The 16,557-nt window shown below is 57.1% G+C and carries 16 protein-coding genes; 8 read left to right on the forward strand and 8 right to left on the reverse strand.

What is annotated here, in order from left to right:
- Nucleotides 1-31: 31 nt before the first annotated feature.
- On the reverse strand, nt 32-613 hold the full coding sequence (locus RI563_RS03915; protein WP_310693041.1) for a class II aldolase/adducin family protein: 582 nt from the start codon (nt 611-613) through the stop codon (nt 32-34).
- A gap of 97 nt (nt 614-710) precedes the next feature.
- Between RI563_RS03915 and RI563_RS03920 the strand changes: the two genes are divergently transcribed.
- Nucleotides 711-1,253, forward strand: a complete 543-nt coding sequence (locus tag RI563_RS03920; protein ID WP_310693042.1) for a hypothetical protein — start codon at nt 711-713, stop codon at nt 1,251-1,253.
- Nucleotides 1,254-1,319: 66 nt separating this feature from the next.
- On the opposite strand, the gene RI563_RS03925 is transcribed toward RI563_RS03920, so the two are convergent.
- Nucleotides 1,320-4,241: a putative bifunctional diguanylate cyclase/phosphodiesterase gene (locus tag RI563_RS03925; protein WP_310693043.1), complete on the reverse strand. Its 2,922-nt coding sequence runs from the start codon at nt 4,239-4,241 to the stop codon at nt 1,320-1,322.
- 279 nt (nt 4,242-4,520) lie between these two features.
- Between RI563_RS03925 and RI563_RS03930 the strand changes: the two genes are divergently transcribed.
- On the forward strand, nt 4,521-5,375 hold the full coding sequence (locus tag RI563_RS03930; RefSeq protein ID WP_310693044.1) for an HDOD domain-containing protein: 855 nt from the start codon (nt 4,521-4,523) through the stop codon (nt 5,373-5,375).
- Between the two features lie 21 nt (nt 5,376-5,396).
- Here RI563_RS03930 and RI563_RS03935 read toward each other — a convergent pair whose 3' ends face one another.
- Genes RI563_RS03935 through RI563_RS03945 form a run of 3 tightly spaced genes read right to left on the reverse strand, consistent with a single transcriptional unit; the run spans nt 5,397 to nt 7,674 of the window.
- On the reverse strand, nt 5,397-5,822 hold the full coding sequence (locus RI563_RS03935) for a CopD family protein (protein WP_310693045.1): 426 nt from the start codon (nt 5,820-5,822) through the stop codon (nt 5,397-5,399).
- A gap of 6 nt (nt 5,823-5,828) precedes the next feature.
- A complete protein-coding gene (locus tag RI563_RS03940; protein WP_310693046.1) occupies nt 5,829-6,350 on the reverse strand; it encodes a TlpA disulfide reductase family protein in 522 nt (173 codons plus the stop codon).
- The gene (locus RI563_RS03945) at nt 6,337-7,674 is read right to left on the reverse strand and encodes a chloride channel protein (RefSeq protein WP_310693047.1); all 1,338 of its coding nucleotides are present in this window, start codon (nt 7,672-7,674) and stop codon (nt 6,337-6,339) included. Before RI563_RS03945 ends, RI563_RS03940 begins: the two co-directional genes overlap by 14 nt.
- 299 nt (nt 7,675-7,973) lie before the next feature.
- Here RI563_RS03945 and argC point away from each other — a divergent pair, with 299 nt between their 5' ends.
- The 5 genes from argC (at nt 7,974) to RI563_RS03970 (ending at nt 11,903) form a co-directional block, all read left to right on the forward strand.
- Nucleotides 7,974-9,005, forward strand: coding sequence for an N-acetyl-gamma-glutamyl-phosphate reductase (argC, locus tag RI563_RS03950; protein WP_310693048.1), 1,032 nt, complete (start codon nt 7,974-7,976; stop codon nt 9,003-9,005).
- A 9-nt stretch (nt 9,006-9,014) separates the two neighbouring features.
- Entirely contained in the window at nt 9,015-9,728 is a 714-nt protein-coding gene (locus tag RI563_RS03955) for a DUF6776 family protein (protein WP_310693049.1), read from the forward strand.
- Nucleotide 9,729: 1 nt separating this feature from the next.
- Nucleotides 9,730-10,137: a polymer-forming cytoskeletal protein gene (locus RI563_RS03960; protein WP_310693050.1), complete on the forward strand. Its 408-nt coding sequence runs from the start codon at nt 9,730-9,732 to the stop codon at nt 10,135-10,137.
- A gap of 61 nt (nt 10,138-10,198) precedes the next feature.
- Entirely contained in the window at nt 10,199-10,564 is a 366-nt protein-coding gene (gene erpA / locus RI563_RS03965; protein ID WP_310693051.1) for an iron-sulfur cluster insertion protein ErpA, read from the forward strand.
- Nucleotides 10,565-10,745: 181 nt separating this feature from the next.
- Nucleotides 10,746-11,903, forward strand: a complete 1,158-nt coding sequence (locus RI563_RS03970; protein WP_310693052.1) for a citrate synthase — start codon at nt 10,746-10,748, stop codon at nt 11,901-11,903.
- Between the two features lie 198 nt (nt 11,904-12,101).
- Here the strand turns inward: RI563_RS03970 and RI563_RS03975 are convergent, their stop codons facing one another.
- From RI563_RS03975 to RI563_RS03985, 3 genes are all read right to left on the reverse strand, one after another.
- Complete coding sequence (locus RI563_RS03975) at nt 12,102-13,229, reverse strand: anhydro-N-acetylmuramic acid kinase (protein ID WP_310693053.1); 1,128 nt, start codon at nt 13,227-13,229, stop codon at nt 12,102-12,104.
- A gap of 80 nt (nt 13,230-13,309) precedes the next feature.
- Complete coding sequence (locus tag RI563_RS03980) at nt 13,310-13,648, reverse strand: STAS domain-containing protein (RefSeq protein WP_310693054.1); 339 nt, start codon at nt 13,646-13,648, stop codon at nt 13,310-13,312.
- A 113-nt stretch (nt 13,649-13,761) separates the two neighbouring features.
- Nucleotides 13,762-15,192 (reverse strand): peptidoglycan DD-metalloendopeptidase family protein, encoded by a 1,431-nt coding sequence (locus RI563_RS03985; RefSeq protein WP_310693055.1) that lies wholly within the window; start codon nt 15,190-15,192, stop codon nt 13,762-13,764.
- A 229-nt stretch (nt 15,193-15,421) separates the two neighbouring features.
- Between RI563_RS03985 and tyrS the strand changes: the two genes are divergently transcribed.
- Nucleotides 15,422-16,557 (forward strand): tyrosine--tRNA ligase (gene tyrS, locus RI563_RS03990; RefSeq protein ID WP_310693056.1); only part of this gene is annotated, 1,136 nt, incomplete at its 3' end.

Genomic DNA, 16,557 nt, shown 5'->3' on the forward strand with positions numbered 1-16,557 from the left:
CGCGAACTCCGCGTTTTAATCCCAGAGTACATCAGCAATAACGCCGGTCTTGGCCGGGCAGGGTGCCGGCCAGTTGGGCCAGCCAGGCGGTTTTGGCGGACAGTTCCAGTGAGCAGTTCCATTTGTAGGCCAGGTTGATGGTATCGGCCTGGGCGTAGACGCCGTGGCCGCGGACCACGGTGATTTTGTGTTCCGCCAGCGTGTCGGAGACCTGCTCCGGTGCTTCGGCCAGGTAGTTCTCGTAGGCAATATTCAATACCGGTACCGTGCCGAAATAATAACTGCCTTCAAAATCCGGTGGCGTGAAATCCTTGCCGTTAAGCGTGAGGGCGACGGTGTGTGCGCCGTGACCGTGGAGCACCGCGCGGGTCTGTTCATTTTTCTGATAGATCATCACATGCAGCCGGGCATCCAGTGAGGCACCGTCTCCCAGTGTGCCGTCGATATCACAGGCAATGAGCTGATCCGGTTCGAGGGTATCCGCGCAGGCGCCGGTGGGCGTGACCCAGATGGTGTTGCCCTCGCGCACAGAGGCATTGCCACTGTGTGAATCGTTAATGCCGTACTGGCGCAGCCAGCGATAGTGGCGAATCAGATCGTCTTTGGGTGTCATGAAATATTAATCTTTGCAATGTAACAGAACTGTCAAGAACTCATCGTATTATCTCCCGAAATCCGAATGTAAAAAAACCGTTACGGGAGCAAGTATCATGATCGCTATTTTGTCCAAACAAATCAATCGGCTGCTGCTGGTTGTCGCCGCATTGTCGATGGCCGCCTGTGCCGCCAATACCACCACGGCGGAAAAAGATGATCTTCTGCTGGAAGTCCACGAACACGGCCGTATCCATATTTTCTATGACAAAGAGACGTTTGCCGGGTTTATGCAAAACGGTGAAACCTCTTATCGCCTGACCCGGATCGGCGCCGGCCCCAATGGGGAAACGATCGTCTTTGGATTGACTGGCGAAGACAAGAAAAAACGCAGTGGCATCCCGTCCGTGGAAATTTATGATGGCAAGCGCCAGAGCGAGAATTTTTATGGCGAAATGTATCGTCACGGCCGGATTTATGTTTTCGATAACTATCAGGATATGAAAGCCGTGCGTGATACCGGGCATGCGGCCTATTTTTATACCGAGATCGCCTCCGGGCCGAAGGGCGAAACCGTCATTTATGTCCTTAATAGCGATAACAAGAAAAAGAAGCCGGTTGAGCTGATCAAGGCATTCAAGGAATTTCACAAAAGTTAAATTCGCCGTCGCTTGTGGCGACAGACCCGGGCTCTTTCCGGCCATGATGGCCGCAGGGAGTCCGGGTTATTTTTTGTCCCCGGTTTTCGTGAGCGCCGGATGCTCGGGATCGGGACGATCCAGATAGTAGCCCTGGGCCATATCGACACCGATATCCCGAATCATTTCCAGCGTGGCAGCATCTTCGACAAACTCGGCGATACAGATCTTGTGCAGGCCGCGGGCAACGCCCACCATGGCTTTGACAAAAGCCTGGTTCTCCGCATTGTTGGGTAAGTCGCTGATAAATTGGCCGTCGATCTTGAGAATTTCCACGCCCAGATGTTTGAGATAGGTAAAGGTGGAAAAGCCGCTGCCAAAATCGTCCAGCGCTACGCGGCAACCGGCGCGGTGCATGGCTTCGATGAAGGCCTGGGCATCCTGCATGTCGGTAACGGCCGCAGTCTCCGTTAGCTCGATAATCAGTCGCTGCGGATCCAGCTCATATTCTCTGAGCAGGTTGCGGATATATTGCGGCAAACTGGGATCGTCGAACGTGCGGCCGGAGACGTTAACGGCGATAGCTGGCAGGTGTGGCAGCTCCGAGAGTATTCGTACCACCCGCTTGATGACCCAGCGATCCAGATCGACGATCGTGCCGGATTTTTCAGCGATCGGGATAAATTGACCCGGCATATATAGTTGCTCGGGATTGAGGGGATCGCGCATGCGCACCAGTGCCTCGAGGTGGCTGATACTGCTGTCGCTGGTGTGATAGATTCCCTGATAGTGCAATTCCAGTAAATCCTTCTCCATCGCCTGCACGATACGCTGGTTCCATGTCAGGCGTTCCACCATCGCCTGCGAGGTATCCCGGTCGGCATCGTAGATGGCCCAGGTGTTTTTACCCTGGCTTTTGGCCTGATACATGGCGGCGTCGGCGCGGGCGACGAGATCTTCGGTATCCAGGCCGTGATCCGGAAATACCGCCACGCCCAGGCTGGTGGTCATGCGCAGATGACGTCCCCGAAAGCGAAAGGGTAGGGAGGAAACGGCACTGACGATACGACTGGCCAGAGCACTGATATCGTTGTTCTGTTGCAGCGCGGTCAGCAGGGCGAATTCATCCCCGCCGAGTCGGGCCAGGGTTTCGCCGCCGCGTACCAGAGCCTGAACCTCGTTGGCGATACGAATGAGTACCGAGTCACCGGCACTGTGACCGAAGGTATCGTTAATGTATTTGAATTCATCCAGATCAAAATAGAACAGGGCGAAGCGGGCGTTATTCCGCTGGGCATTAATGATGGATTGTTCCAGCTGCTCCTGAAAACGGTGGCGGTTGTAGAGACCAGTCAGGGGATCCCGCTGGGCCAGATAGAGTAGTTGCTGGGCGGTCTGGCGTTCGTTGGTGATGTCCTCATAGATCCAGAGCCGGCCCAGCACCCGCTCATCATTATCGAGTACCGGATAGGAAATCTGGGTCAGAACCCGTCCATCGTACAGGTCCAGTTCGAAGCGCTCGCTGATCTCGTGAGTATCGAGTACCTGCAGGACATATTTAGAAGCATGATCGGGGCGCGCGAAGCGGTGAGTGGACTGCTCCAGGACCGTGATGGTTTCGCGGTTTTCCAGCACCTCGCTGTCGGGGATAGCCCACATGGCACGAAATGCCGGATTAACGTATTCCACAACGCGATTTCGATCCTCAAATAGAATCCCGATATTCATCGCGGAAAGAAGCGCGGCCATACGTCCCTGCTCGCGCTCGGCCACCAGACGCAGTTCACGCTGGGTCTGTTCCGACTGGCGCAGTTCTACCAGTGCCTGCTCCAGCGCCAGCTGTGCCTCGACCCGGTCGGTAATGTCCTGCACCGTGCCGATGCCGTAGGCCAGCTCGCCCTGATCGTCGAACTCCAGTTCCGCATTCTCACGCACCCATTTGACTCGGTCATGGATGATAATCCGGTGCTGCACTTCATAATCACCGCCGGCCAGTGCGGCCTGCCAGTTTCGATTGACCATTTCCTGATCTTCGGGATGCACGGCATCCAGAAAAATCTCGTAGTTGAGTGACCTGCCTTTCGGTATACCGAAAATACGATAGGTTTCGTCGGACCATTCCAGTCGGTTTTGTTTGACATCGAGGGTCCAGCTGCCGATGCGGGCGATCGCCTGGGCCCGGTTCAGATCCTGCTCACTCTTGCGCATGGACTGTTCCGTGGCACGTTGCTCCTCGATCACTTCATTGAGCTGGTCGTTGACCTCCTGCAACTGTCGAGTGCGGGACTGGATACGCTGTTCCAGCTGACTGTTGAGCTCGAGATAACGGCGGGTGGTTTGATTCTCACGCTGACGACTGTCGTTATTGATGCCGCGCAAAAACAGCCCGAGGCCTAGCGTGATAATGATGGCGGTCAGTGCGCGCCACAGTTGTACCGGTGTGCCGGTCACTTCCAGAAACAAGGCTTGCGTGGGCAGTACCAGACCAATTCGCGGATCGCTGATGAAAAGAGCGGTCAGTAAGCCATAGGCCATGAATCCATAGGCGGTCAATTTGAGTGTCCAGCCCGCCTGCATCTGAGTCAGGCTGTGATGATGCACGCGCAAGTATCCCAGCAGTCCCAGGCCGGTGAGCAGCGCTCCGGGCAGGCCGATGGATAGCCGAATGGCGGCATCCAGACCACTGGATAACTGACTCGCCAGAAGGGTGATGAGAATCAGACCGAGCCCGGCACCGGCATAGAGGCCAAGTGGCAAAGGGTGTTGAAGAACGGTCTGTGAATCGTTACTGCGAAACTGGCGGCCGATGCGCCGGCCAAACTCAAACAGTGGCAGGTAGGAGACAAGCAGCAGGCCGTTATCCAGCCAGCCAATGGCCGGGTGAGTGGGTTGATAGGCCAGTTGCCACCAGTCAAGAAATTCATTCAGTCCGTGCAGCAGGCCGAACAGGCCAATCAGCCACAAATAAGGTGCGAAGTGCAGCGCCCGATCTTCTCTGGGCTGAAGCAAAACGACAAATCCGAGCAACAGAAATGAGAAACCGTAAACGACGTAAATTTCGGCAAGGTGTTCGGCTGGCAAGCTCACAGTACAACCCGTTTATTGTTATTAATGGGCAAGGTGTCGTTTAAATTTACCAGCAATATCCGGGCAAAGACAGAGCCAATCGGGGGCTTTCCCAGGCTTAATAACTCAGAAAACCTGTCGGGATAGTATTCAGGGTGACCTGGTGAAATCCTGTAAATGGACTATATTTAAAGTCAACGCCTGCAATTGTTGCCATTATATATGAGTGTTACCGCAGTCGATCTGGTTCGGGATATCAAGCAACTGGTGTCGCTGCCGGAAGTCTCTTTGCGTATCAGCCAAATGGCCGAACAGGGAGACTGTACCGCGGTGGAGCTGGGCAGGGTGATCAGCCAGGATGCCTCCCTCTCGGCCCGCCTGCTACGGATTGCCAACAGTCCGGTGTATGGCCTCTCCAGTCGGGTCGATACGGTCTCGCGCGCTGTCACCCTGCTTGGTTTACAACAGATCCGCGATCTGGTGATCGGCACCACCGCAACCCGGGCGTTTGATGGCATTCCGACCGATCTGGTTTCATTACAGGATTTCTGGCATCACAGTCTCTATTGTGGCCTGTTGGCCCAGGAGCTGGGAGAGGCATCCAGCGCGTCACGTTCCGAGTCGCTGTTTCTGGCCGGGCTGTTGCACGACATTGGTCAGCTGGTGATGTTCTACAAGTTGCCGCAACACATGCATTCGGCACTGCTGCGAACCTTGCAGGTGGAGGACCCGCTGCCGATGTATCGGGCCGAACGGGAGGTGATCGGTTTTGATCATGCCCAGGTGGGCGAGGCGCTGGCGGAATTGTGGAGGTTGCCGAGCAACCTGCGCGAATGTATCGCATTCCATCATGAGCCCGGACGGGCAAAACTGTTTCCGGTCCAGGTGGCGCTGGTCCATGTGGCCAACGCGATCGCCTCATTACCCTTTATTGAAGAAAGCGAGCTGGATGACTGGAGTGGTATCGAGGAAAGTGCCTGGCAGCAAGTTGGCCTGACACGAGATAAAGTCATGCAATGTTGCCAACGGGCCGCGGCGCATTTGCAGGAAGTCGAAACACTCTATTTCGAACGTTAATGTCAGGTTGACGAATAAAAATCAGAAAGGTTTGACCACCGCCAGTAACACCACCCCAATCAAAATCAGCACCGGAAATTCGTTATACCAGCGGTAATAGACATGCGATCGGGTATTGCGGTCATGTTTGAAATCAACCAGCAATTTGCCGCAGTGAATATGATAGATAATCAGGATACCGACCAGTGCCAGCTTGGCGTGCAGCCAGCCGCTGTCTTTATAAGCCGCCCAGGCATAATCGCCCAGTAACCACAATCCCAGCGCAATGGTAATGACCGCCCCGGGAGTCATGATGCCGTAAAACAGCTTGCGTTCCATGATCTTAAACCGCTCATGGCTGACGCTATCCTCCGCCAGGGCGTGATAGACATACAGGCGTGGCAGATAGAACAGGCCGGCGAACCAGGTCACCATAAATACGATATGCCAGGCCTTGACCCAGAGCATGTTACGTTATCCTTGAGAGTTTGAGTTGAGCATGGCAGTGATACGGGTACGGATCCGTTCCATATCCAGTTCGCCGATCTTGTGATGCACGATACGGCCCCGGGGGTTGATCAGAAAATGGCTTGGCGTCAGTTTAACCTCGCCGAAAGCTCGGGCGATGGTGCTGTCGATATCCAGTACAATGGGATAGGGAATGTTTTTTTCCTCACGCATGCGCATCACGTGATTGGGCGGGTCATAGGCCATGGCCACCCCGATGATTTCCAGTCCCCGGGGCGCCAGATCGTGGTACATCTCGATCAGGTGTGGCATCTCCTTGATGCAACCGGGGCAAGAGGTGGCCCAGAACGTCACCAGTACCGGCCGACCCTGTTGTTGAAATTGCTGCAGGCTGAGGGATTCCCCCTCGACATTCTTGAAGCTGATGTCGGGCGCGCGTTGCAGCCCGGAGGGGCTGAACCAGATCCAGCCCAGGGCACCGATCAGCAGAACAAAAAATACAGCAATTAACTTGTCACGGGTTTTCATCTTTGACCTTCGGGGGATCCTGTTTGTGCAGATAGGCTTCGGCCAGGGCCATATAGATCGGCCGGGGACAGACCAGGCTCGATACGCCTCGCGCGATCAGCGCCGTGGCCATCAGTGGCAGCAGCATACCCGAATTGTCCGTCATTTCCATCACGATGACAAAAGCAGTGATCGGTGTCTGCACCACGCCGCTAAAATAGCCGACCATGCCGAGCATCACCAGTGCCGCCGCGGGCAGATGGGGCATCAGCAGTGCGATGTCCGCTCCCAGCCCGGCTCCCACCGAGAGCGACGGTGCGAAAATCCCGCCGGGGATGCCGCTGAGATAGGAAGAGAGCGTCGCCAGTAGCTTCCACAGCGGGAACAGCAGCGAGGCCTCGCCACCATCCACCAGCGCCCGTGCTTCGATATATCCGGTACCGTAACTCTGGCCGTTGGAGACAAAGCCCAGCACGCTGATGATCAGACCACAGATGAAGGCCACGCGCACGGGATAACGCCAGGCCAGGGGCGCAACGCGGCGGGAGCCCTGAATCAGCGCCGTGGCGAACAGTCCGCCCAGTAGCCCCCCGACGACGCCGCAGACGATCACCGCCAGCCAGGCGCCGGATAGTGGCAACGTGGCATCGGTGCTGCCGAAATAGGTATAGGGGCCCAGAATCATCAGCCCCGTGATACCGGCCAGTATGACGGCAATGATCAGGGTTCCGCTGCTGCGTTGTTCAAAGGAACGGCTCATCTCTTCGATGGCAAACAAAATCCCGGCCAGCGGCGTGTTGAAGGCGGCCGAAATCCCGGCGGCACCGCCGGCCAGGATCATCCCTCGCAGCATGTCCTGGCCACGTAACGGCATGGGAGCGAAACGGCGCAGGGAATACATGAGCGAGGCCCCGATATGCACGGTCGGTCCTTCGCGGCCGATGGAGGCGCCGCAGAACAGGCCGAAGGTGGTCAGCACTATTTTGGCCATGGCCACGCGCAGCGACAGTACCTTGCTTCGCAGGGCATGCTTGCGCATCGACAGGGCGGCAATTGCCTGGGGGATCCCGCTGCCCTCGGTGCCGGGGAAAAAGCGCCGGGTCAGCCACGCGATCAGTGCCAGTCCGGTGGGCGGTAGCAGGTAGGTCAACCAGGGGCGCTGCTCATGCAGGTGATGAAAGGCCTCATCGGCGGCGCCCGCCGCCAGCGCAAACAGCGCCGCCACGGCACCGACACTCAGGGCGCTGCCCCAGAACAGCAGCCGCACTTTCCATTTTGTGAGGGTAAAGAGCTTTTGCCGGGTGCGTTTGAGATGCTGAAAATTCATGCGTACCGATTCTAGCATGGCGCTGTACCGGCGCGCCGTCGGAACCGGGCAAAGGAAATTGGCGGAAAAAACCGCAAAAAGCCTTGACCTTGTGAAATGTGGGGAATAGGGTAGAAACCCCTTAGGGGAGTAACCGCCAAGCCTTAATAACAATAACGAGCAATATCATCACCTCAAGCGGCTGCAAGGCCGCTTTTTTATTTGTCCCGGTGCAATGAATAAAGGCGCCCGAGGTTGAGAGATTCATCACGTATCAGCCTTTTCGTTTATCCCGCCAGCACTTATCATTACCCCCCTTGCATAACCAGGTTGGAATCATGATCAAGGCAGGTATTGTCGGCGGGACGGGTTACACGGGCGTGGAGTTGCTGCGGCTGCTGGCGTTGCATCCTCAGGTGGAGCTGCGCCTGATTACCTCCCGCTCCGAAGCTGGTCAGCCGGTGGCCGACATGTTTCCCAATCTGCGGGGGTATGTCGATCTCGCCTTTAGTGATCCCGAATCCGCCCGACTGGCTGAGTGTGATGTGGTGTTCTTTGCCACGCCGCATGGTGTGGCAATGAATACCGCCGCTGAACTGCTGGACAAGGGCGTGCGGGTCATCGACCTGGGGGCCGATTTTCGGATCAAGGATGTGGCCGAGTGGGAAAAGTGGTACGGCATGGCCCACAGTGCACCGCAGCTGGTGGCCGAGGCGGTCTACGGGCTGCCCGAGGTAAACCGCGAGACGATTCGTGAGGCGCGGTTGATCGCCTGTCCGGGCTGTTACCCAACCGCCATCCAGCTGGGCTTTCTGCCCCTGATCGAGCAGGGGCTGGTGGACATCGGGCAACTGGTGGCCGATGCCAAGTCGGGGGTCAGCGGGGCCGGACGCAAGGCCAATGTCGGGGCGCTACTGGGGGAAGCCAGCGAAAGTATGCGTGCCTACGGGGTGGCGGGACATCGCCATCTGCCCGAGATCGTTCAGGGGCTGACCCGGGCAGCCGGTTCCCCGGTGGGGCTGACGTTTGTACCCCATCTGACGCCGATGATTCGGGGGATTCACGCCACCCTTTATGCCCGGTTGAGCGATCCGGCCAAAGGACTTCAGGCGCTGTACAGCGAACGTTATGCCGGTGAACCGTTTGTTGATATTCTGCCGCCCGACTCGCATCCGGAAACGCGCAGCGTCAAGGGCGCCAATCACTGCCGGATTGCCCTGCACCGACCCGGCGATGGTGATACGGTGGTGGTCCTGTCCGTGATCGATAACCTGGTCAAGGGCGCCTCGGGCCAGGCTGTACAGAATATGAATATCATGTTCGGCCTGGATGAGACGGCCGGACTGAATACAATCGGCTTGATGCCCTAGGATGTACCGATGAGTCTGGTGGTCAAACCTCACCACCCGTGGAAAACGCGGGCGCTGTGGGCCCTGGCGGCCCTGCTGATGCTGGCCGGGGGCTATACCCTGTTCGATTACGGCCGTTATCTGGCCGGTTATGACAGCGACGAAGCCAGCCGGGTCAAAAAAGAGCTGCTGCAGGTCAAAAAACGGCTGGAAGGGGAGATCGATACCCTGCGCCAGGAAAAGGCCCTGTTGCAGCGGGCCCGACAGATCGAGCGTCAGGCCTATGATGATCTGGACGGCACCATCAAGAACCTGCAATCGGAAATCCTGGAGCTGAAAGAAGAGCTGGCTTTTTATCGCGGAATCGTTTCACCGCGGGAAGCGTCCACCGGTCTGCAACTACAGAAGTTCAGTCTTGAGCCCGGTGGTTCCGATCGCCGGCTGCGCTATCGGGTGGTGCTGACCCAGGTGCTTGGCAATGACAGGCTGGCCAGCGGCCGGGTACAATTGGATCTTGAGGGACTTCAGGAAAGCGAGTCCAAGTCCTTGACTCTCAAGGACGTAACCGAGAATTCCGTCAACGAATTGAATTACCGTTTCAAGTATTTTCAAAAGCTCGAAGGGGATATACGGTTACCGGATAATTTCAGCCTGTTGCGGGCCACACTGCGGATTCTGCCCCGGGGCAGTGCGCGTAACAGCATCGAAAAAACCATCGACTGGTCTATTGAGGAGAATAAATAGCATGTGGGGGAGCAAGAAGAAGCCTAGCCGGACGGCACAGATCGATTCGTTAATCGGTCAGAACACTGAAATCCGGGGCGATGTCATTTTCAGCGGCGGTTTGCATGTGGATGGCAGCGTCAAAGGCAGCGTGATCGCCGAAGAAGGCGAGGAGTCCCTCTTGACTTTGAGCGAGCGCGGCACCATAGAGGGTGAGGTGAAGGTGCCCAATGTGGTGGTCAACGGCACGGTCATTGGCGATGTCCACGCACCCGGCCATGTCGAGCTGGCCGCCCAGGCCCGGGTACACGGGAACGTCTATTACAGCCTGATCGAGATGGCAATGGGCGCGGAAGTCAATGGCAATTTGCTTCACAAGAGTAGTAACCACTCACCTACAGCACCTGACAGCGACACAGAGGATTCTTGATTAAAACAATCAGGAATCGCATAATAGGCCCTGTAGATATCAATCCTGGTGGAGAGACATTATGAGCAGCACAGCAACCGAAACAGCAACCGAAACCCCCAGCCCGCTGATCTTTAGCGATTCTGCGGCCGACAAGGTCCGGCAGCTGATCGAAGACGAAGGCAATAACGATCTGATGTTGCGGGTGTTCGTCACCGGTGGCGGCTGTTCCGGATTCCAGTACGGTTTTACCTTCGAGGAAGACGAACAGGACGGTGATACCCGGGTGGAAAAAGGCGGCGTTACCTTGCTGGTGGATCCGATGAGCTTCCAGTACCTGATGGGGGCGGAGATCGATTACAAGGAAGACCTTTCCGGCGCCCAGTTCGTGATTCGCAATCCGAACGCGACGACTACCTGCGGCTGCGGTTCGTCCTTCGGCGTATAATTCCGACCGCGTCCGCGCAGAAAATGGCATGACTTCGGTCATGCCATTTTTGTTTGCGGGGGGACAAAACCGGCGCTGACCGCCATCGGATCGCCAACTTTTCTGTCGCCCTTGCCGATGCCCCGGGTTTTTTTTGTTATTCTTGGTATAGCGCACTGTTTTTAAATTCAGGGAGTCTTCCATGAGTGAATACCTTCCGGGGCTGGCCGGCGTTCCCGCCACCAAATCCAATATTTCGGATATCGACGGCGAGAAAGGCATTCTCTCCTATCGCGGTTATCCCATCGAGGAACTGGCCGAACACAGTACCTTCGAGGAGACCACCCTGTTATTACTCGACGGGCGCCTGCCGACCCGTTCGGAACTGCAGACCTTCAGCGACCAGCTCAAGGAAAACCGGCGCATCAAGTTTCATACCCGGGGAATGATGAAAAATTTCCCCAACACCGGCCATCCGATGGAGATGTTGCAAACGGTGGTGGCCAGTCTGGGGATGTTCTATCCGGGGAATGACTGTTTAACTGGTGGCGATGCCTGCCAGGACGTCAATTACATCCACAATATGTCGATCAAGATCATCGCCCGTATGGCGCCGATTGTGGCCATGTGGCAGCACATTCGCGAGGGTTACGATCCGGTCGAACCCCGCGACGATCTGAGTCACGCGGAAAACTTCTTGTGGATGTTGACCGGCAAGGAGCCGGACCCCCTGCTGGCGCGGATCATGGACGTTTGCCTGATTCTGCACGCCGAACACACCATCAATGCCTCCACCTTCGCGGTGCTGGTAAATGCCTCGACACTCTCCAGTCCATACAGCGTGGTCGCCTCGGCGATCGGTGCGTTGTCCGGCCCGTTGCACGGCGGTGCCAATCAGCGGGTGCTGGAAATGCTGGAAGATATTGGCTCTCCCGAGAACGCCGAAGAGTACGTGGACAAACGACTGGCCAACAAGGAAGTGATCTGGGGCATGGGGCATCGCGAATACAAGACCAAGGATCCGCGTGCCATTATCCTGCAAAAGCTGATCGATCAGTACATGGAGACCAAGGCGGGTAATGTCAGCCCCCTGTTCGATATCGCCAAGGCGGTGGAACAGGTTTGTGAGGAGCGCCTGGCCCACAAGGGCGTCTATGCGAACGTCGACTTCTACAGTGGCATTCTCTATTCGGAGATGGGCATTCCCGCCGATCAGTTCACCGCCATTTTCGCCATGGCCCGCTCCGCCGGCTGGCTGGCGCACTGGCGCGAGCAGCTGGCCGACAACCGAATCTTCCGGCCTACCCAGGTGTATACCGGCGAGCCGGTTCGCAAGTATGTCCCGATTAACAAGCGCTGACGAAAAGCGCGCCAGCGCTTTTCTCAGGGCCGAGGTACGAGGGACGAGTAACGAGGAAACCCGGAACTTTTTTCATCCCTGTTCTCAGAGGCAGGTGTTTTACGCTGTTTAGCTATCACGACGTGAGGCTATGAAGAATTTCATTTTCAAGCCTTCGTGTCTTGGTGTCTTCGTGGTGAAGCTTTTCCTCGTCCCTCGTTACTCGTCACTCGGCCCTTTCCCGGGGTATACCCCTCCCAACACCACCCGATGCGAGGCGCCTGTTACGGAAGGCAGGTTGCCGGGATCGCCGGCCAGAGTTTGTTTCGCCAGCCAGGCGAAGGCGGCGGCTTCGACCCAGTCGGGATCGATGCCGGCCTCGGCGGTACTGGCGACCCGGGCCGGTGTCAGCAGTTCCGCCAGGCGTTGATACAGATAGCGATTGTGGACGCCGCCGCCGCAAATCAACACCTCTTCCACGCCATCCATTGTTGCCTCCAGTGCCTCGCCAATGCTGCGGGCGGTCAGTTCGCACAGTGTCGCCTGCACATCCCGGGGGGCCAGATCCGAAAAAGAGGCCAGGCGCGGTTGCAGCCAGTCCAGGTTGAAGTATTCGCGACCGGTACTTTTGGGCGGCGGGCGCTCGAAATAATCATCGTGCAGCAGTCGCTCCAGCAGGCCGGGATGTATGTGGCCGCTGGCGGCCCATTCGCCGTCCCGATCGTAATGTTGGCCGAGGTGTTGTCCGATCCAGGCATCCATCAGGCCGTTACCGGGGCCGGTATCGAAGCCAATCACCGGCTGGCTGGTTTCTGCCGGCAACAGGGTCAGGTTGGCGATGCCGCCGATATTCAAAATGGCCCGGTTGATAGGAGCCTGGCGAAATACGGCCGCGTGAAAAGCCGGTACCAGCGGGGCACCCTGACCGCCGGCGGCCATGTCGCGACGGCGCAGATCGGCGACCGTGGTGATGCCGGTCTGTTCGGCGATGATGTTGGGATCGCCGATTTGCCAGGTGGTGGGGGCGGGGCCATCCGGATAATGGCGCAGGGTCTGGCCGTGGCTGCCGATAGCGGCGATCTGATCGGGGCGCAGGGCGGCCTGTTCGATCAGTGTCTGTGCGGCCGTGGCAAACAACCGGCCCAGTTCCACATCCAGGTGCATGGCGGTGGCCAGTTCATTCTGACCGGGGGTCTGTAGTTGATAGAGCTGCTGGCGAATGGGATCCGGCAGCGGGTGACTGTAGTGGGCGAGAAGCCGGGGCTGCTGTTCGTCAAATGCCAGCAAGGCGGCATCAATACCGTCCATGCTGGTTCCCGAGATCAGGCCAAGATAATAGGTTGTCATGCGCTCATGCTATGCAAAACGGGGTTGGCCGGCAAATCCTGTAGCCAACGTTCCAGGGGGCGGGTGTGCCCGGGGAGCTGTCAGGTGGCGTGCTGGCGCTTCTCGGTGGTGGAGGACGAGATATCGAATTGCGTATCCAGTTGCACGATCTCAAAGGCACGTAAAATGGTGTCACTGACGTTGATCATGCGGATTTGACGCTGGTTGTCCCGGGCGTGTTTTTTCAACAGCAACATCATGCCCAGTGCCGAGCTGTCAATGTAACGGGTATTCTGGAGATCGACTGTGATGAGCTCGGTGGCCGGGTCACAGTCGGTATAGGCCTGGCGAAATTCGCGGTAGAGTCGATAGACGAGCCTGTCGCCAATGCGGATGATACATTCCTTACCGTGATTGACCTGCTCGCTGGATACCGACATGGCGTCTCCGGGCGGTTTAATTACCATACAATTCGTAATTTAATTGTTGGCAATAACCACCTGAACGTCAAGGTTTTAATTTGAATCAGTCTAAGCCCGGGAATGGCGCGGAATTATTGATTCAGCGCCAGCATAGCCGGTCGGGCAGCGTCCAGCTGGGCCAGGCGCCGTTGAGCCAGTTGCTTGAAGTCTATCTTGTAGGCCGGTTTGATCGGTTCGGCCTCGGGCAGCTTGACGGTGAGCGGATCCCGGTGGGCCCCGTTAACCCGGAATTCGTAATGCAGGTGTGCGCCGGTGACCCGACCGGAGCGGCCGACAAAGCCGATGATCTGGCCCTGCTTGACCCGGCTGCCAACCCGTAGTCCGCCCTTGAACCCGGACATATGGGCGTACAGGGTGCTGTAGCGGCCGCCGTGTTTCAGAATGATGACCCGCCCGTAACCGCCTTTCCAGCCGCGGTAGACGATTTTACCGTCGCCGGCGGCCTGAATCGGTGTACCGGTGCGCGCCGCGTAATCGACGCCCTTGTGCATGCGCATCCGGTTCAGTACCGGATGATGGCGTTTGCCAAAACGCGAGCTGATGCGGCGAAAATCGACCGGCGTACGCAAAAACGCCTTGCGCATGGAATAGCCCTCGGGCGAATAGTAATCGCTGCGACCTTCTTTATCGGTATAGCGAATGGCATGGACCTGGCGACCCTGACTCACGAATTCGGCGGCAATGATCGGCCCGTCCTGGACTTTCTCGCCGTTCAGATACTGTTCTTCATATATCAGCGTGAAGTGATCCCCGCGGCGGATATCCAGCACAAAGTCGATATCCCAGCCGAAGATGGCGGTCATTTGCATGATCAGCCCATCATCCAGCCCGGCGGCCTTGCCTGCTTCATAGAGGGACGTTTTGATAACGCCGCTGCTCTGGGTCAGGCGTCGATCGAGTTCATGTTCGATTATCCGCGCGGCAAACTGGTCATCGGCCTGTCGGGAAATTTGCAGTGATTTGAGACGCGTGATGTCAAAGACCATCTGCTGGATGTGCTGCTGTTTATCCAGTTTGAAGCGGACGGTGTCGCCGGGATGCAGCGCGTTGAGATTGCGGGTAATGCGTCCCAGCTGCATGATCTCGTGCAGTTCCCGGGCCGGAATGTCGTGCCGTTTGAATATGGCGGCCAGGCTGTCCCCGCGACGAACAGTAATGGTCAGCCAGCTCTCATCGGGATGAGCGACTGCCGGTTTTTCCCCGGATTGTTGTTTGCTGGATTGAACCGGGGATTGAGCCTGGGATTGATCCGGGCCCAGCGGATTATGATCAAAACGGGCGGCGGTGGTCGATGCGCTGTCCCCGGAGGCGGGTCGGGTGAGTTCCAGCGGGATCGTGATCTGCGCAGCGGGCAGGGCCCGGGCCAGTGTATTGTCCGGGACATCATTGCGTGAGGCGGCCACGTCCGTGGAGAGAAAGGCCAGCAAGGTACCGAGGGTACTCAAAACGACCAGTACCACGACCGTATGCAAATGCGACCAGCGGGGTTCCCGGCGGTGCATCGGATGCCCGAGAGACTTGTAATCTTTTGTTAAGAATCTGTTGTAATCCACGGAATTATCTTGTTTTTTTATAGTCGTTTCTAAAGATAGCCTGATTCCCGGGTAGCGTCAATTACCGGGTTCACAAAATTTGCGCCGCCCCGCACCGGCGGCCCCGGTTGGTAGAGATGAGGGCCATGGGGCAATATGGTAATCTACGCAGCCTTTTTCGCACAGGATAAAGTGACCGATGAGCTCGATCGACAAGATGCTGGAACAGATCAAACGCGGGGCCGATGAGATTTTGATCGAATCGGAGCTGATCGAGCGACTCAAGACCGGCCAACGCCTGCGGGTCAAGGCCGGCTTCGATCCCACCGCCCCGGATCTGCATCTGGGCCATACGGTGCTGATCAACAAGCTGCGCCAGTTTCAGGACCTGGGGCATGAAGTCCTGTTTCTGATCGGCGACTTTACCGGCATGATTGGCGACCCCACAGGCAAGAGCGCCACCCGTCCGCCGCTCAGCCGCGACGAGGTAATAGAAAATGCTCGCACCTACGAGCAGCAGATTTTCAAGATCCTCGATCCCGAAAAAACCCTGGTGATGTTCAATTCCAGCTGGATGGGTGAGATGAGTGCTGTGGATCTGATCCAGCTGGCGGCCAGACACACCGTGGCCCGTATGCTGGAGCGAGACGATTTTCACAAGCGTTATAACGACGGTCAGGCCATTGCCATTCACGAGTTTCTCTATCCGTTGATCCAGGGCTATGACTCGGTGGCGATGAAAGCAGATGTCGAGCTGGGTGGCACCGATCAGAAATTCAATCTGCTGGTGGGCCGTGAGTTGCAAAAGCAGTACGGTCAGCCGCCGCAGATCGTGCTGACCATGCCGATTCTCGAGGGGCTGGATGGCGTGCAGAAAATGTCCAAGTCTCTCAATAACTATATTGGAATCAACGAACCGGCCGACGACATGTTCGGCAAAATCATGTCGATCTCCGATGATCTGATGTGGCGTTATTTCGAACTACTCAGCTTTCGGCCGCTGGAGGAGATTGCGCAGTTCCGCGAGCAGATCGCCGCGGGCAAGAATCCTCGCGATATCAAGTTCCTGCTTGGCGAGGAGATCGTGACCCGCTTTCACAGCGCCGAAGCGGCCAAAAACGCGCAGGAAAACTTCATCGCCCGTTTTCAGAAGGGCGCCATGCCCGACGATATACCGGAGAAAAGTCTGCAGTCGGCAGATGGCAGTATGCAGATATCCCTGGTTCTTAAAGAAGCGGGTTTGACCAAGAGTACGTCCGATGCTCGCAGGATGGTGGAACAGGGCGCAGTCAAACTTGATGGCGAGCGTATCAGTGATCAGGCACTGGAACTTCC

The organism is Thiohalophilus sp., from assembly GCF_031581315.1.
Taxonomy (GTDB): Bacteria; Pseudomonadota; Gammaproteobacteria; order UBA6429; family Thiohalophilaceae; genus Thiohalophilus.

Bases quoted from the DNA above. Each gene is read 5' to 3' on its own strand.
- RI563_RS03915 (WP_310693041.1), bottom strand. From the start codon at position 613: ATGACACCCAAAGACGATCTGATTCGCCACTATCGCTGGCTGCGCCAG.
- RI563_RS03920 (WP_310693042.1), top strand. From the start codon at position 711: ATGATCGCTATTTTGTCCAAACAAATCAATCGGCTGCTGCTGGTTGTC.
- RI563_RS03930 (WP_310693044.1), top strand. From the start codon at position 4,521: ATGAGTGTTACCGCAGTCGATCTGGTTCGGGATATCAAGCAACTGGTG.
- RI563_RS03935 (WP_310693045.1), bottom strand. From the start codon at position 5,822: ATGCTCTGGGTCAAGGCCTGGCATATCGTATTTATGGTGACCTGGTTC.
- RI563_RS03940 (WP_310693046.1), bottom strand. From the start codon at position 6,350: ATGAAAACCCGTGACAAGTTAATTGCTGTATTTTTTGTTCTGCTGATC.
- RI563_RS03945 (WP_310693047.1), bottom strand. From the start codon at position 7,674: ATGCTAGAATCGGTACGCATGAATTTTCAGCATCTCAAACGCACCCGG.
- argC (WP_310693048.1), top strand. From the start codon at position 7,974: ATGATCAAGGCAGGTATTGTCGGCGGGACGGGTTACACGGGCGTGGAG.
- RI563_RS03955 (WP_310693049.1), top strand. From the start codon at position 9,015: ATGAGTCTGGTGGTCAAACCTCACCACCCGTGGAAAACGCGGGCGCTG.
- RI563_RS03960 (WP_310693050.1), top strand. From the start codon at position 9,730: ATGTGGGGGAGCAAGAAGAAGCCTAGCCGGACGGCACAGATCGATTCG.
- erpA (WP_310693051.1), top strand. From the start codon at position 10,199: ATGAGCAGCACAGCAACCGAAACAGCAACCGAAACCCCCAGCCCGCTG.
- RI563_RS03970 (WP_310693052.1), top strand. From the start codon at position 10,746: ATGAGTGAATACCTTCCGGGGCTGGCCGGCGTTCCCGCCACCAAATCC.
- RI563_RS03975 (WP_310693053.1), bottom strand. From the start codon at position 13,229: ATGACAACCTATTATCTTGGCCTGATCTCGGGAACCAGCATGGACGGT.
- RI563_RS03980 (WP_310693054.1), bottom strand. From the start codon at position 13,648: ATGTCGGTATCCAGCGAGCAGGTCAATCACGGTAAGGAATGTATCATC.
- RI563_RS03985 (WP_310693055.1), bottom strand. From the start codon at position 15,192: ATGCACCGCCGGGAACCCCGCTGGTCGCATTTGCATACGGTCGTGGTA.